The organism is Stenotrophomonas sp. 24(2023), from assembly GCF_030913365.1.
Taxonomy (GTDB): domain Bacteria; phylum Pseudomonadota; class Gammaproteobacteria; order Xanthomonadales; family Xanthomonadaceae; genus Stenotrophomonas.
In genome coordinates, this window is the sequence record NZ_CP133160.1 from 591035 (window position 1) to 606685 (window position 15651).

A 15651-nucleotide genomic window follows, 5' to 3' on the forward strand; every position below is an offset into this window, starting at 1 on the left:
TACGGCTCAGGGCTTGACCGGCGTGGCCGCCGGTGCAGCGCCATCACCCGGGGCGGTGGCATCGCGCTTGGGCACCAGCGTGCCGCGCTCCACTTCGGCGCGCACGACGCTGTCGATGCGGCGGATGATCGAGGCGGACATCTCGCGGCGCAGTTCGTCGGCCAGGATTTCGCGCTCGGTGGTGGTACCGGTGGCGTCGGTCGGCGGCGACACGTAATCGCGCGACAGTTCGATCACCTGCTGCGGTACCAGTTCCGAGCCGTCTTCGCGGCGGAAGATGAAGATCACCGCGTAGCGCAGGCTGTATTCCTGCGCACGGCCCTGCGAGTCGATGGCGATCGGCAGGTCACCCCAGCGTTCGGACAGCACCTGCAGCTGCGCGGCCGGCAACGTGCCGTCCTCCTCGGCGATGGTCGCCCCCGATCCGATCAGGCTGCGACGCAGCAGCTTGACCAGTTCGCTGTACGGCGCGGTGGACACCACGCGCACTGCGGCGGTATCGGCCGGCAGCATCAGCTTGCTGCGCAGGTGGAAGCCGCACCCGGTCAGGCCGAGGGCAAGGAGCAGGACGAGCAGGAATCGGGTCATGGATACAGTCTGGAGGAGCCGGGCGGCGGCGGCAACAGGCAGGCATCGTGCCCGAAGGCGCGTGAACGGCACTTGAGACCGGTCCCGCCGCGGCGCGCGCAGGGCGGCCGCGGCAGGCAGTACGCCCGGTCAGGCGGCCACGATGTTCACGATCTTGCCCGGCACGATGATGATCTTGCGCACGGCCAGGCCTTCCATGAACTTGGCGGCGTTGGGCTCGGCCAGCGCCAGCGCTTCGATCTGCTCACGGGCGGTATCGGCGGCCACCTCGATGGTGCCACGCAGCTTGCCGTTGACCTGCACGGCCAGGGTCAGCGCATCACGCACCAGCGCGGCCGGGTCGGCCTGCGGGAACGGCTGGTCTTCCAGCAGGGCCTCGCCCAGGCCCAGCACCTGCCACAGCGCATGGCTGGCATGCGGGGTGATCGGGTTGAGCAGCAGCACCACCGCACGCAGTGCCTCCTGGCGCACGGCACGGCCCTGCGCGCTGGCGTCATCGAACTTGGCCAGCGCGTTCATCAGCTCCATCACCGCCGCGATGGCGGTGTTGAAGCTGTGGCGGCGACCATAATCGTCGCCCACCTTCTCGATGGTTTCATGGGTCTTGCGGCGCAGCGCCTTCTGGCCAGCGTCCAGTGCCGCCACGTCCAGCGCCGGTGCGGCGCCGTCGGCAGCGTGCTTCTGCACCTGCGCCCACAGGCGGCGCAGGAAGCGGGCCATGCCGTCCACGCCGGCTTCGTTCCACTCCAGCGACTGTTCCGGCGGCGCGGCGAACATCGAGAACAGGCGCACGGTGTCGGCGCCGTACTTGCCGACCATCGCCTGCGGGTCCACGCCGTTGTTCTTCGACTTGGACATCTTCTCGGTGCCGCCGACCACGACCGGCTGGCCGTCGGCGATCAGCGTTGCGCCGGTGATGCGGCCGCGCTCGTCACGCTGCACGTCCACGTCGGCCGGGTTGATCCAGTCCTTCGAGCCATCCGGGTTCGGGCGGTAGTAGGTCTCGGCGATCACCATGCCCTGGCACAGCAGGTTCTGCGCCGGCTCGTTGCTGTCCACCATGCGCGCGTCACGCAGCAGCTTGTGGTAGAAGCGGAAATACATCAGGTGCAGGATCGCGTGCTCGATGCCGCCGATGTACTGGTCCACCGGCAGCCAGTAGTTGCCGCGCTTGTCCACCGCGTCGCGGGCACCGGGCGAGGTGTAGCGCGCGTAGTACCAGCTGGACTCCATGAAGGTGTCGAAGGTGTCGGTCTCGCGCTCGGCCGCACCGCCGCATTCCGGGCAGGTGGTCTTGCGCCATTCCGGATCGGTCTTGATCGGCGAACCGGTCCCGGAGAACGCCACGTTTTCCGGCAGCACCACCGGCAGCTGCTCTTCCGGCACCGGCACCGCGCCGCACTTGCCACAGTAGATCACCGGAATCGGGCAGCCCCAGTAGCGCTGGCGGCTCACGCCCCAGTCGCGCAGGCGGTAGTTCACGCGGCGCTGGCCCTGGGCCTTGCGCTCGAAACGTTCGGCCAGGGCTTCGAATGCGCCCTGGAAATCCAGGCCGTCGAATTCAGCCGAGTTGACCAGTTCGGTCTGCCGGCTCTTGTCGCTGTACCAGTCCTGCCAGCGGGTACCGTCCCAGGTGCGCTCGTCATCGTTGCGCGCATCCTTCAGGGCGATGACCTGCACGATCGGCAGGCCGTACTTGTTGGCCACTTCATTGTCGCGCTGGTCGTGGCCGGGCACGGCCATCACCGCACCGGTGCCGTAGCCCATCAGCACGAAATTGGCGACCCACACCGGCACCTGTTCGCCAGTGACCGGGTGGACGGCGCGCAGGCCGGTGTCCATGCCACGCTTTTCCTGGGTTTCCAGTTCCGCCTCGGACACGCCGCCCTGCTTCAGGTCGGCCAGCATCGCGGCCAGCGCCGGGTTGCCCTTGGCCGCATGCAGGGCCAGCGGGTGCTCGGCGGCGATGGACACGAAGGTCACGCCCATCACGGTGTCCGGACGGGTGGTGAACACGCGCAGCGGGTCCAGCACGCTGCCATCGACATCACGCACGTCGAACTGGATTTCCAGGCCTTCGGAACGGCCGATCCAGTTGCGCTGCATGGTCTTGACCGATTCCGGCCAGCCCGGCAGTTCGTCCAGCCCGTCCAGCAGCTCCTGGGCGTAATCGGTGATGCGCAGGAACCACTGCGGGATCTCGCGCTTTTCCACCAGTGCGCCGGAACGCCAGCCGCGGCCGTCGATGACCTGCTCGTTGGCCAGCACGGTCTGGTCCACCGGGTCCCAGTTCACCACCGCGTTGCGGCGGTAGGCCAGGCCCTTGCGCATCAGGCGGGTGAACATGCGCTGCTCGTGGACGTAGTAATCCGGGCGGCAGGTGGCGAACTCGCGCGACCAGTCGATGGCGTAGCCCAGCGACTTGAGCTGGCTGCGCATGTGGTCGATGTTCTTGTAGGTCCACGCCGCCGGCGCGGTCTTGTTCTTGATCGCCGCGTTTTCCGCCGGCAGGCCAAAGGCATCCCAGCCCATCGGCTGCAGCACGTTGTGGCCGGTCATGCGCTTGTAGCGGCTGATGACGTCGCCGATGGTGTAGTTGCGCACATGTCCCATGTGCAGCGCGCCGGACGGATACGGAAGCATCGACAGGCAGTAGTACTTCGGCTTGTCCGAGGCTTCATCGACCTCGAAGGCACGGGTGGCATCCCAGTACTGCTGGGCGGCGGATTCAACCTGCTGAGGATCGTAAACGTTGGGTTCGACGCTGGTCATGGAACACGCAGTTGCGGCGGCAAAGCGGTACAGCGTACCGCAGTGCGGCAAATGGCTCCAATCCTGCCCCGCAAAGGCGCGCCACTGTCGCCACAGGCCTTGCCGGGGCCCTTGCCATTGCGCCGGACCGGAACGGGCTCAAGGCCGGCGGCGGCACCCGGTCCCGCCGCGAGGGCGACGCCGGTCACCGCCCGGGGCACGCGCGGCGTTGCCCGACCGTCCGGTCGGATTTCCCCGATGCCAGCCGCACCGGGCAGCGTCAAGCCTGTAGCTGCGGGCCCGCCGGCTCCCCGGCCCGCCAGCCACAGGCTGTCCGTGGGAGCCCAGAACGGGAGAATCCGCATGAAACCGCTGCACAAGGCCCTGGCGGCCCTGGCCATCACGCTGGGCACCGCAACGGCGGCCCAGGCCGCCACGTTCCACTGCAATTACCTGCTCAGCAACGATACGGGCAGTTCCGGCTTCCATACCGTGGAAGCGGACAGCCAGCAGGACGCGCTCAACCAGACCATCGCCTGGATCTATGACAACTACGGCCCGGTCGGCTTCCAGCTGGCGTGCTACCCGCAACCCTGAGCGACCACGGGCGCGGCCATCGCCGCGCCCTCAGCGGCGCGCCGCCAGGGGCAGCGCCAGGGCCAGCCAGACCACCCAGCAGGCAAAGGCCAGCCGCTGCGCCAGCGCCGCCGGCAGCACGCCCTGCAGGCCGAAGGCCGCCAGCGCAGCCAGCAGCCCGCACCCCAGGGCCAGCCCGGCCAGCGGGCGCGCGGCCCGGTCACGCAGGCGCGTGACCGCCAGCAGCACGGTGCCGGTGACGAAGGCCAGCGCCCAGACCATCCAGGCCGCCACATGCAGCTGGCTGTCCGGCCCCTGCATATCGGCCAGGTCATCGATGTGCAGCGGCAGCAGGCCCATCGCGGCGAAGGCCAACCCGGCCAGCAGCAGCATCTGGCAACCGATCCGCGCGGCCCAGCCCGCCGTGGCCGGCAGGCGGCGGCGCAGGCCCTCGGCCACTCCGGCGGCCAGCACGCCCGGCAGCACCAGACCGATCAGGTTGAAGCCCAGCGCGCGTGGAATCCCGTGTGCCCCCAGCCAGGTGACGGGATGTACCGCCTGCGAATAATCATGAAGGGCCAGGCCGAACCCGACCACCGACAGCACGAACAGCAGGGCCGCGACGCCACCGGTCAGTGACACCAGACGGGATGGAAACGACATCGAAGCTCCTGCAGGACGAGAGAGAAGGAATCGGCGGCATTGTCGGTCAATTGCCGGTCCGCGGGTTGAGTCCGTCATCATCTGCCACCATAACGTCTGTCTCCAGACGCCATACAGATGCCCCCGATGAGCGAAACGACCTACGTCTTCGACGCCACCACCGAAACCTTCGAGGCCGAGGTACTGCAGAAATCGCTGCAGACACCGGTGCTGGTGGATTTCTGGGCCACCTGGTGTGGGCCCTGCAAGACCCTGGGCCCGATGCTGGAAAAGCTGGCCGCCGAATACAACGGCGCGTTCGAACTGGCCAAGGTGGATGTGGACAAGGAGCAGCAGATCGCTGCCGCCTTCCAGATCCGGTCGGTGCCGACCGTGTTCCTGGTCAAGGGCGGGCAGCTGGTTGATGGCTTCCCCGGCGCCCTGCCGGAAGGACAGCTGCGTGAATTCCTCAGCCAGCATGGCATCGAGCCTGCCGCCCCGGCCGAAGCCGTCGCGGTGGACGAGGAACCGCTGGACCCGCAGGCGCAGGTGGATGTACTGCGCGCGCAGATCGCCGCCGAGCCGGACAAGGATGAGCTCAAGCTGGACCTGGCTCTGGCCCTGCTGCAGATCGGCGGTGTGGATGAAGCCGGCCGCCTGATCGATGCCCTGCCCGCCAACCTGGCCACCGATGACCGTGCCGTGCGCGCCCGCGCCCGCCTGGCCTTTGCCACCGCCCTGAAGGATGCCCCGGGCGCGGAGGTACTGCAGGCCCGCATCAGTGCCGATGGCAACGACCTGCAGGCCCGCCACCTGCGTGGTGTGCAGCTGCTGCTGGCCGGCGAGGATGAAGCGGCGCTGGAGCAGTTCCTGGACATGCTGCGGATCGACCGCAGCTTCCAGGAAGGCCTGCCGCGCAAGGCGCTGATCGATGCGTTCAACGTCATCGGCGACGAGGATCTGGTGGGCCGCTACCGCCGGAAGATGGCATCGCTGCTGTTCTGAGCCCGGTCTGTACCGTTCAGAATTCCTGCACGGGGTGCGGGCGATAATGTGATGTTGGCAGCACTTTTGGCTGCCACCATCCATTCAGGGGGAGACACAGCAAGGCCATGGGGTCTGCACGGCTGGACCCTCCGCATTGCCGGGACTGCATGCCGTGACCGATGGCCGACGCTCAACCCTCCTGCCCCGCCTGCCGCAGATGCTGCTGTGGCTGGCCCTGCTGCTGCCGGGCCTGGCCCTGGCCCAGGAGTGGAACTACCGCGTCCGCCCCGGCGATACCTTGTGGGACCTGGGCGGCGCTTACCTGAAACCCTCCGTACGCTGGCAGCAGCTGCAGCAGCACAATCGCATCGACAACCCGTACCGGCTGCCGCCGGGTGAACTGCTGCGCTTCCCGATCGCGTGGCTGCGGGTGGAACCGGCACCGGCGCGGGTGCTGGCCGTGCGCGGCAAAGCCGAACTGGATGCCGCCGACGGCAGCGTCACCCGTGCCCTGCAGGCCGGCGAACTGCTGCATATCGGCGATACCGTGCAGACCGCTGCCGACGCCAGCATCACCCTCGAGTTCGCCGACGCCTCGCGGCTGCAGCTGCGCGAGTATTCACGCCTGCAGCTGGACCAGCTCAGCCGCTACGGGCGCACCGGCATGGTCGATACCCGGCTGCGGCTGCAGCAGGGCCGTGCCAGCAACCGGGTCACCCCGGCGCGCGGACCGGCATCGCGCTACATCATCGATGCTCCTACCGCGACCAGCAGCGTGCGCGGCACGGTGTTCCGGGTCAGTGCCGGCAGCGACACCCAGGCCGCCAGCACCGAAGTGCTGCAGGGCAAGGTGCAGGTCGGCAACCGCCATGGCCAGCGCCTGGTCGCCCCCGGGCAGGCCAGCCGCAGCCCCAGCAGCGACGCATCGCCGGAAGCCACCGCCACGCTGCTGCCCGCCCCCCGCCTCCGCGATGACACCCTGCGGCTGGAGCCGTTGCCGGCCCTGCTGGGCTGGGAGCCGGTCGCCGGTGCCGCCAGCTACCGCGCCGAAGTCGTCCAGGCCGATGCGCCGGAGATCCTGCTGTTCGCCACCACCACCGCCGCGACCACGCTGGCGATCAGCGATCTGCCGCCCGGTCGCTTGCGCCTGCTGCTGCGCGCGATCGACGCACAGGGCGTGGAGGGCCGCGATGCAGAACGCGACTTCACGGTCAGCGACCAGCCGCCACCGCCACTGACGGTATCCCCGCTGCACGGGCAGACCCTCAACAGCGACCGCCCGCGCTTCCGCTGGAGCCAGGCCCCCGGCGCGGCCAGCAGCGTGGTGCAGGTGGCCGACGAGCCACTGTTCCGTGCGCCCCTGCGCGAACAGGCCGTCGAAGGCACCCAGGCTCGGCTGGCGCAGCCCTTGCCGCCCGGTACGTACTACTGGCGGGTGGCATCACGCAGCGCCGGGGGACAGCAGGGCCGCTTCGGCCAGGCCTTGCCGCTGCAGCTGACCGACACGCCCGTGGACCCGGCACTGCAGCCGCCCCAGGTGGCCCACGGTGAGCTGACCCTGCGCTGGCAGGCCGGCACGGAAGGCCAGCGCTACCGTGTCCAGGTCGATCGCCGCGGCGACTTCGCGCACCCGCTGCTGGACCAGCAGACCGAGCAGCCGCAGGTCAGTTTCAAGCGCCCCTGGCGGGGGCGGCTGCATGTCCGCGTGCAGTACATCGATGACGATGGCCATGCCGGACCGTTCTCGCCGGCACAGCAGCTGGACCTGCCCTGCCGTGCCTGCTACGGCGCTGGCGGCGGCGCCGTGCTGCTCTGGCTGCTGTTGTGATCCGATCGCGCCTGCCCTGGCGGCAACGCCTGGCGCTGGCCGTGCTGGCCGGCGTGCTGACCACGCTGCTCAGCCATGGCCAGTTCCTGTGGCGGCAGGATGAAGCGGTGTACGACATGCTGGTCGGCCACTGGGACTATGCCCCCGACCCCAGCGTGCTGATCGTTGCCATCGATGAAGGCAGCCTGCAACGCATCGGCCAATGGCCCTGGCCGCGTGGCGTCCACGCACGGCTGCTGGACCGGCTGACCGATGCCAGGGCCGCACGCGTCGCGCTGGACCTGATGCTGTCCGAACCCGACCGCCGCGACCCGGCGCAGGATGCACTGCTGGCCACCGCCATCCGGCGCAATGGCCAGGTCGTGCTGCCGGTACTGGCGGCCCCGGCCGCAGGCGACCGCATGGCCGAGGAACTGCTGCCCATCCCGCAGATCGCGGGCAGCGCCGCGGCGCTGGGCCATACCGATGTCGAAGTGGATGCCGACGGCGTGGCCCGCGGCCTGTACCTGCACGCCGGCATCGGCCGGCCGCGTTGGCCGGCCCTGGGCATGGCCCTGGCCGGCGAGCAGGCAGCGCGCGTGCATGGCCTGCCCGACCCGGAGCCGGCGCAGGAGTCGCCTTACCAGTGGCGCCGCGACGACTACGTGCGCGTGCGCTATGCCGGACCGCCCGAACGGCTGCCACAGGTGTCCTATGCCGATGTGCTGGAGGGGCGCATCGACGCCACGCTGCTGCACGGGCGGCGCATCGTGGTGGGCATGACCGCCAGCGGCATCGCCCCGCGCCTGCTGACACCGACCACCCGCGAATACTGGATGAGCGGCAGCGAGTACCAGGCCAACATCGCCTCGATGCTGCTGCAGCACCGGCAGATCCAGGTCCTGCCGGTGCTGGCGCAACACCTGCTGGCCGGCCTGATGGCGGCGTTGTGCGTGCTGGTGCTCGGCCTGCGCCTGCCCTGGCTGGCTGCCGTGCTGGCCCTGCCGGCGCCGTTGCTGCTGTCCTGGCTGTTGTTGCGGGTGGGCTCGCTGTGGTGGGCACCGGCACCGGCGCTGGCCGGTATCGCAGGCGTGCTGGCGGTATGGCTGTTCCGGCGCATCCGCGCCTGGCATTACCAGGCCAACCGCGATGCGCTGACCGGCCTGGTCAACCGCCTGCGCTTCGAGCAGGGCCTGCAGCAGGAAATCGATGCCGCCCGCCGCAGCGGCAAACCGCTGAGCCTGGCCCTGATCGACGTGGACCATTTCAAGCAGCACAACGACCGCAACGGCCACCAGGCCGGTGACCAGGTGCTGCGCGATGTCGCGCACACGCTCGGCGCCCACGCTCGGCGCCCACGCGACATCGCCGCCCGCTATGGCGGCGATGAATTCGCGCTGGTGCTGCCGGATACCCCCACCGGCGGTGCGCGCCTTGTCATCGACAGCCTGATTGCCAGCGTGCGGCAGCAGGCGGCACCGGTGCCGGACGGCGAACTGCCGGTCACCCTGACCATCGGCGTGTACACCTGCGTGCCCGATGCGCAGACCCAGCCGCGCCATTTCGTCGAAGCCGCCGATGCGGCGCTTTACCGGGCCAAGGCCGCCGGCCGCAATGGTTACGTGATCGACGGCGGTCCCTGACGCGCCTTGGCCCACGGGTGCAACATACGCATGCGAATGGCTAGACTGGCCGGGTCAACCCGCCCGCCTGGAACCGCATGAAAGCCAGCACCCTTCGCCTCGGCATGAACCTGTGGCCACCGTTCCTGTTCACTGGCATCCACGTCACCCGGATCAGCCCCGACTACCGGCAGATCGATGTCGCGCTGCGCCTGCGGCCCTGGAACCGCAACTATGTCGGCACTCATTTCGGCGGCAGCCTGTTCGCCATGACCGATCCGTTCTGGATGCTGGGCCTGCTGCACACCCTGGGTCGCGATTACTTCGTCTGGGACCGTGCCGGCGGGATCGAATTCCTCAAGCCCGGACGGGGAACCGTACGCACCACCTTCCGCATCGACGATGCCATGCTGGATGAACTGCGTGCCGCGGCCGCAGGCGGTGAAAAAGTGCTGCGCTGGTTCAGCAACGATGTCGTCGACGGCAACGGCGAGGTGGTCGCGCGCGTGCGCAAGCAGGTCTATGTGCGGCTCAAGCCTCACGCACGCTGACCTGTCCGGCCCGCGTCATCAGCGCGGGCCGGAGGCTGGCACCAGCGGCACGCTGAGCACCGGCCCGGCCCTGTCCAGGACCGCCGGCGAGCGCCGCGCCACCTCCAGCCGCTGGCCATCGGCACTCACCACCGGAACGCGCGTGGATGAGCGCAGTGCGGCCGGCAGCGCTGCCAGGGCCTGGGCGGGCGCCCCTGGCTGCTGCCGCAGCCAGCGCTGCGTGGCAACCAGCCGCAGCATCGCCGCCGCATCCTGGCTGCGTGCGGCGTAAGGCTGCAGGGCCGCGCTGCCCATGTCGGCCAGCGTGCACCCCTGGGCATTGGCCAGGCAGGCCAGGCCCCGGCGAGGCGCCGCCGGCACCGGCAGGGGCTGGTCCTCGGCCAGCGCCCGGCGTGCCGGCGCGCCGCAGGCCCAGGCGTAGTAAGGAGCCCGGCGCAGGCGCGTGCGCGGGCCATCGAAGACCGGCCAGCCCCAGCGCAGCTGCACGCCGGGTACATCCAGCGCTGCCGAGACCTGCGCGAATTCACCGCGCATGGCCGGGCAGATGTCCTGCTCGTCGACCGCCATCGGCTGCAGCGCCGCCTGGCACGCGGCGGGCAAGGCCAGTGCCGCCGGCAGCTCCACCAGCATCTCGGCCAGCAGGTGGGCGTTGGTTTCCACCATGGCGGCACCGACCATGCTGACCACCAGCATGTCGCTGCCATGCACCAGCCGGCGACCGGCCAGGATGCCCTGGCAGGCCCCCTGCAGTGCTGCGGGGGTATCGCCATGCACGAAGGCCAGGGCATGCGCGGCCGGTGGGTCCAGCAACGGCAGCAGTTCCGGCAGCGCTGTCGTCACATCGCCAGGACCGGTGCTGAAAGGCTGAAGGAACGCCCCATGATCGGCCAGCCGCGCCACGCGTGCATGCAGCGCCTCGTGGCCCTGATGGGCCGCGGCGAACCGCCCGGGATCGGCACGGACCTGGGCCAGGCACCCCTCCCCGCGTGACGCACAGCGGCTGCCGGCCGGCATGGCCAGGTGCACCAGCGGTGGGCCCACGGCGAAAACGCCATCGCGGCTGCCTGGCGGTTGCTGCTCCCAGCGCGCCACCGCGCCGGCCAGCAGGCGCTCGCGCCCGGCCTCGTCGGCACCGTCGTATCCCAGTGACCACAGCAGTGCGGACCCATCCGGCCCCTGCACCGGCGCAGGCGCCTGCAGCGCCGCCAGGGCCTGCCGCTGGACGGCCGGCACCGGCCAGAAACGCAACACCGCACCGCCCAGCACCAGCAGCAGCACCGCCGCCAGCGTGGCCATTCCCCACCTGCGCCTCCCCTTCAACACAGCGTCCCCTTTCCATGGCATGGGATTACCCAAGCTGCAGCGTAAACGCGACGTGCGCACCGCTACAATGCGCGGATGTCGCCCGAAGCCCCCCAACTCGTTCCGCGCCCCTCCCTGCAGCGCCTGCTGATCACCGGCCTGCTGACCCTGCTGCCGATCTGGCTGACCTGGGTGGTGGTCAAATTCGTCTTCGTGCTGCTGTCGGGCATTTCCAGTCCGGTAGTGGTGCCGCTGTCCGAGCAGATCGCCGCCTCGTTCCCGCACTACCTGGGCTGGGTCAAGGTCGAATGGATGCAGAACCTGATCGGGCTGGCTGCCACCCTGCTGGTGATCCTCAGCGTGGGCGTGCTCAGCCGCCGGGTCATCGGCCAGCGCCTGCTGCGCTGGTTCGGTGCGGTGATCCGCCGCATTCCGCTGGCCAGCGTGATCTATGACAGCGCCAAGAAGCTGCTGGACATGCTGCAGACCGAACCGGGCAGCACCCAACGCGTGGTGCTGATCGACTTCCCGCACCGGGACATGAAATCGGTCGGCCTGGTCACCCGCGTCATCAAGGAGCACGGTACCGGCCGCGAGCTGGCCGCCGTGTATGTGCCGACCACGCCCAACCCGACCTCCGGCTATCTGGAAATCGTACCGGTGGAACTGCTGACCCCCACCGACTGGACCGTGGACCAGGCGATGAGCTTCATCATTTCCGGCGGCGCGGTCGCCCCGGAAACGGTGCCGTTCACCCGCGCCGGCGACCGCTGAGATGAGCCACCGGCCGCTGCAGGACCGCGCCGTCCTGCTGTTCATCGTACTGGCCGCCTTTTTCTGCGCCAACGCCGTGCTGGCCGAACTGATCGGGGTGAAGATCTTCGCCCTGGAAGACACGCTGGGCATCGCGCCGCTGAACTGGAACCTGTTCGGCCAGACCGGCTCGCTCAGCTTCACCGCCGGCACGCTGCTGTGGCCGGTGGTGTTCATCATGACCGACACCATCAACGAGTTCTTCGGCAAGCGTGGCGTGCGCTTCATCTCGTGGCTGGCCTGCGGCCTGATCGGCTATGGCTTCCTGTTCGCCTTTGCCGCCATTTCGCTGGCCCCGGCCGACTGGTGGGTGACCTCGATGAGCGGCCACGGGGTGCCCGATTACCAGGCCGCGTTCGCGGCCGTGTTCGGCCAGGGCATGTGGACCATCGCCGGTTCGCTGGTGGCCTTCATGATCGGGCAGCTGATCGACGTGGCGGTGTTCCACCGCATCCGCCGCATCACCGGCGAACGCCACGTGTGGCTGCGCGCCACCGGCTCGACCGCCGTGTCGCAGCTGATCGACAGCTTCGTGGTGATCTGGATCGCCTTCGTGCTGGGCCCGCAGAAATGGCCGACCTCGCTGTTCCTGGCGGTCAGCAGCGTGAACTACGTCTACAAGATGGGCTTTGCGATCGTGCTCATCCCGTTGCTGTACCTGATGCGCCGCGCGATCACCCGCTACCTGGGCGAGGAACGTGCCGCGCAGCTGCGCGCCGATGCGGCGGCTGACTGACAGCGATACCGCTGCTGGCTGACTGCGCGCTGCTGGCTGGCCGTATGGGCCAGGATCGTGCAAGCTCCACGGTCTGTGTTCCACGGAAGCAACCGATGCCCCAGCCTGTACGCGCCCTGGCGCTCGCCATCGCCTCGTTGATGCTGTTCAGTGCCGTTCCCTCGGCCGAGGCGGCGAAGAAGAAGGCCACCCGCCCGACGGCCGCGCAGACGCGCCAGGCCGCCAAGCCCAAGGCCAAGCCAAGCGCCACCCCGGCCCCGCGGCGTGCCGCCGCCCCGGCCCGCCGTGCGGCACCGGCAGCGGTGCGCGCCCCGACCAAGGCCGTCCAGCTCGAGCGCCTGTACGAGGAGTACTGGGATGCGTCGATGCGGCTGAACCCGCTGCAGGCGACCTTCCAGGGCGACAGCCGCTACAACGACCAGCTGCCCAACATCCTCTCCGCCGCCTGGCGCCAGCAGTCGCACGATTTCACCACCGAATGGCTGGGCAAGGTCGAGAAGATCGGCAGCGACGGCCTGCAGGGCCAGGACCTGCTCAGCTATGAGATGTTCGTGCGCGATGCGCGCGCGTCACTGGCCGCCGAGCGCTTCCCCTCGTGGATGCAGCCGATCAGCCAGTACTACAACCTCGGCAGCATCATGGCCATCCTGGGCGCCGGCGCCGGCGCGCAACCGTTCAACACGGTCAAGGATTACGACGACTGGTCGCGGCGTTCGCTGGGCATCCCGACGCTGTTCGAGCAGGCCATCGACAACATGCGCCAGGGCATGAAGGCCGGCGTGGTGCAGCCGCGTGACCTGATGGAAAAAGTGCTGCCGCAGCTGGACGCGGTGATCAAGCCGACCGCCGAGGAAAGCATCTTCTGGTCGCCGATCCGCACCATGCCCGACAGCATCCCGGCCGAAGAAAAAGCCCGCATCAGCGCTGAATACAAGCGCATGATCGAGCTGCGCCTGATGCCGGCCTACCGTGCCCTGCGCGGCTTCATCGCCACCGAGTACCTGCCGGCCACCCGCAGCACCGATGGCATGGGCGCCCTGCCCGACGGCCAGGCGTGGTATGCCAACCTGATCGTGCAGGCCACCGCCACCGAGCAGACACCGGCCCAGCTGCATGCGCTGGGCGTGCAGCGCGTGCAGGCGCTGCAGGCCGATATCGCCGCGGTGATGAAGGACAACCGCATCCGCGGCAACCAGACCAAGCTGCTGCGCACGCTGCGCAACGACCGCCAGTTCCAGTTCAACGATGCCGCCGCACTGCTGGCCCGCTACCAGGCCCTGCAGCAGCAGGTCGGCACGCGCCTGGGCACGGTGCTCGATACCCTGCCCAAGGCACCGCTGGAAGTGCGCGCGGTGGAGCCGGAGCGCGCGCTCACTGCCGCAGCAGCCAGCTACCAGCCGGCATTGCCCGGCCAGCCGGCGCTGCTGTACGTCAACACCCGCGACCTGCCCAGCCGCAAGCGCTGGAGCGTACCGGCGCAGTACCTGCACGAAGGCATCCCCGGCCATCACGTGCAGCTGGGCCTGCAGCAGGAGCTGGACAAGCTGCCGCGCTTCCGCCGCCAGGGCGGTGACCTGGCCTTCGTCGAAGGCTGGGGCCTGTATGCCGAAACGCTGGGCGACGAACTGGGCGTGTACAGCGATCCCTACGACCGTATCGGCTACCTGTACTCGCGCCTGCTGCGTGCCGCCCGCGTGGTGGCCGACACCGGCCTGCATGCGCAGGGCTGGAACAAGCAGCAGGCCGTGGCGTACCTGCAGAAATCGGCCGATCTGGGCGTGGACGATGCCAACGCCGAAGTGGAACGCATGATGGCCCAGCCCGGCCAGGCACTGTCCAACGTGCTGGGCCTGCTGGCGATCACGCGCCTGCGCGAGCGTGCCCAGGCGGTACAGGGGGCGGCCTTCGATGAGCGCCGCTTCCACGCCGAAGTGCTGAAGGATGGTTCGATGCCGCTGGACGTGCTGCAGCACAAGATCGAACGCTGGCTGGCACAGCCTGCGGCCGCTCCGGCCCCTGTGGCGACGCCCTGAGCACGAGGACCGTACCTGCCATGGCCACCGACGCCGCCCTGCTGGGCATCCACCATGCCGCACTGATCTGCAGCGACTACGCCCGCTCGAAGGACTTCTACGTGCGCGTGCTTGGCCTGCGCGTGCTGGCCGAGAACCATCGGCCCGCACGCGGTTCATGGAAACTGGACCTGGCCCTGCCCGATGGCGGCCAGCTGGAACTGTTCTCCTTCCCTGCGCCGCCCCCCCGGCCCAGCCGGCCCGAGGCGCAGGGCCTGCGCCACCTGGCCTTCCGGGTGGCGGCACTGGAACCGTTCATCGCCCGCCTGGCCGCCGAAGGCGTCGCCTGCGAACCGATCCGCGTGGACGAGTACACCGGCGCCCGCTTCACTTTCTTCGCCGACCCGGACGGGCTGCCGCTGGAGCTGTACGAAACCGTTTGATCGTTCCCCCGTTTGTCCCTGCACGCCATCCACGCATGGCGTGGATCTACAGAAGCCTTCTCAGCCCGGCATTCATCCACGCATGGCGTGGATCTACGACAGATCGCGGAAAACTGTCGAAGGCGGGGCACTGTGGGTTTGCGGGGTGTGAGCCGCATGGATGCGGCGACCAAGCCCCCAGGGACGGGTTCACGGCGGCCCCGCAAACCCACAGTACCCCGCCATCCCTCAGCCATCCTGCTGTTGCGGTGGTTTCGGCATCGGCGGGTGCGGGGCGCCGCCCTGCAGCCCCCCTTCCCCATACCCCGCCGAATGGGTATACAGTCAATCTGTACCGGCATCGTGCCGGAATGAACCCTGGGAGGGGACCATGCGCAAGACCTTCAAGACCCTGCTGCTGGCACTGCCGCTGTGCCTGGCCGCCCTGTCGGCGCAGGCCGCCGACGGTGCCGCCGGCCGCTGGAAGACCATCGACGACAAGACCGGCAAGGTGAAGTCGATCGTCGAGATCAGCCAGGCCGCCAACGGCACGCTGACCGGCAAGGTGGTCGAGATCCTGCACTCGGACAAGGGCCCGAACCCGGTCTGCGATGGCTGTGAAGGCGCCAACAAGAACAAGCCGGTCAAGGGCATGACCATCCTGTGGAACCTGGCGCAGGACAAGGGCAGCACCAGCAAGTGGTCCGGCGGCACCATCCTCGACCCGGGCAACGGCAAGACCTACAAGTCCAAGCTGGAACTGCAGCCCGGCGGCGGCAAGCTGGACGTGGCCGGCTGCATCGCGTTCATCTGCCGCACCCAGACCTGGGTCCGCGAGTAAC

Annotated in this window: 14 protein-coding genes; 10 read left to right on the forward strand and 4 right to left on the reverse strand. The window is 69.2% G+C overall.

The genetic code is table 11. The features are described 5' to 3' along the window. Positions 1 to 6: 6 nt before the first annotated feature. Together lptE and leuS are read right to left on the reverse strand one after the other, a co-directional pair. Entirely contained in the window at positions 7 to 588 is a 582-nt protein-coding gene (gene lptE / locus Q9R17_RS02675; protein ID WP_308156914.1) for an LPS assembly lipoprotein LptE, read from the reverse strand. Between the two features lie 129 nt (positions 589 to 717). Further along, on the reverse strand, positions 718 to 3360 hold the full coding sequence (gene leuS, locus Q9R17_RS02680; RefSeq protein WP_308156915.1) for a leucine--tRNA ligase: 2643 nt from the start codon (positions 3358 to 3360) through the stop codon (positions 718 to 720). 342 nt (positions 3361 to 3702) lie between these two features. Between leuS and Q9R17_RS02685 the strand changes: the two genes are divergently transcribed. Continuing rightward, positions 3703 to 3936 (forward strand): hypothetical protein, encoded by a 234-nt coding sequence (locus tag Q9R17_RS02685; protein WP_308156916.1) that lies wholly within the window; start codon positions 3703 to 3705, stop codon positions 3934 to 3936. A 30-nt stretch (positions 3937 to 3966) separates the two neighbouring features. Here Q9R17_RS02685 and Q9R17_RS02690 read toward each other — a convergent pair whose 3' ends face one another. Then, positions 3967 to 4578, reverse strand: coding sequence for a DUF998 domain-containing protein (locus Q9R17_RS02690; RefSeq protein ID WP_308156917.1), 612 nt, complete (start codon positions 4576 to 4578; stop codon positions 3967 to 3969). A 126-nt stretch (positions 4579 to 4704) separates the two neighbouring features. Between Q9R17_RS02690 and trxA the strand changes: the two genes are divergently transcribed. The 4 genes from trxA to Q9R17_RS02710 all read left to right on the forward strand — a co-directional run bounded on the left by trxA (position 4705) and on the right by Q9R17_RS02710 (position 9524). Beyond that, positions 4705 to 5562 carry a thioredoxin gene (trxA, locus tag Q9R17_RS02695; RefSeq protein WP_308156918.1) on the forward strand — a complete coding sequence of 286 codons (858 nt, stop codon included), beginning with the start codon at positions 4705 to 4707 and terminating at the stop codon, positions 5560 to 5562. Between the two features lie 199 nt (positions 5563 to 5761). Next, on the forward strand, positions 5762 to 7372 hold the full coding sequence (locus tag Q9R17_RS02700; RefSeq protein WP_308158409.1) for a FecR domain-containing protein: 1611 nt from the start codon (positions 5762 to 5764) through the stop codon (positions 7370 to 7372). Continuing rightward, positions 7369 to 8994: a CHASE2 domain-containing protein gene (locus tag Q9R17_RS02705; protein WP_308156919.1), complete on the forward strand. Its 1626-nt coding sequence runs from the start codon at positions 7369 to 7371 to the stop codon at positions 8992 to 8994. The genes Q9R17_RS02700 and Q9R17_RS02705 overlap by 4 nt, the downstream gene beginning before the upstream one ends. A 77-nt stretch (positions 8995 to 9071) precedes the next feature. After that, the gene (locus Q9R17_RS02710; RefSeq protein ID WP_308156920.1) at positions 9072 to 9524 is read left to right on the forward strand and encodes a DUF4442 domain-containing protein; all 453 of its coding nucleotides are present in this window, start codon (positions 9072 to 9074) and stop codon (positions 9522 to 9524) included. Between the two features lie 18 nt (positions 9525 to 9542). On the opposite strand, the gene Q9R17_RS02715 is transcribed toward Q9R17_RS02710, so the two are convergent. Beyond that, positions 9543 to 10820 carry a hypothetical protein gene (locus tag Q9R17_RS02715; RefSeq protein ID WP_308156921.1) on the reverse strand — a complete coding sequence of 426 codons (1278 nt, stop codon included), beginning with the start codon at positions 10818 to 10820 and terminating at the stop codon, positions 9543 to 9545. Between the two features lie 102 nt (positions 10821 to 10922). Between Q9R17_RS02715 and Q9R17_RS02720 the strand changes: the two genes are divergently transcribed. From Q9R17_RS02720 to Q9R17_RS02740, 5 genes are all read left to right on the forward strand, one after another. Beyond that, positions 10923 to 11600, forward strand: coding sequence for a DUF502 domain-containing protein (locus Q9R17_RS02720; RefSeq protein ID WP_308156922.1), 678 nt, complete (start codon positions 10923 to 10925; stop codon positions 11598 to 11600). 1 nt (position 11601) lies between these two features. Then, a complete protein-coding gene (locus Q9R17_RS02725) occupies positions 11602 to 12375 on the forward strand; it encodes a queuosine precursor transporter (protein WP_308156923.1) in 774 nt (257 codons plus the stop codon). A 95-nt stretch (positions 12376 to 12470) separates the two neighbouring features. Further along, positions 12471 to 14408, forward strand: coding sequence for a DUF885 family protein (locus Q9R17_RS02730; protein ID WP_308156924.1), 1938 nt, complete (start codon positions 12471 to 12473; stop codon positions 14406 to 14408). A 20-nt stretch (positions 14409 to 14428) separates the two neighbouring features. Further along, positions 14429 to 14830, forward strand: a complete 402-nt coding sequence (locus Q9R17_RS02735; RefSeq protein WP_308156925.1) for a VOC family protein — start codon at positions 14429 to 14431, stop codon at positions 14828 to 14830. Between the two features lie 370 nt (positions 14831 to 15200). Then, complete coding sequence (locus Q9R17_RS02740) at positions 15201 to 15650, forward strand: DUF2147 domain-containing protein (protein WP_308156926.1); 450 nt, start codon at positions 15201 to 15203, stop codon at positions 15648 to 15650. The last annotated feature ends 1 nt before the right edge of the window (position 15651 follow it).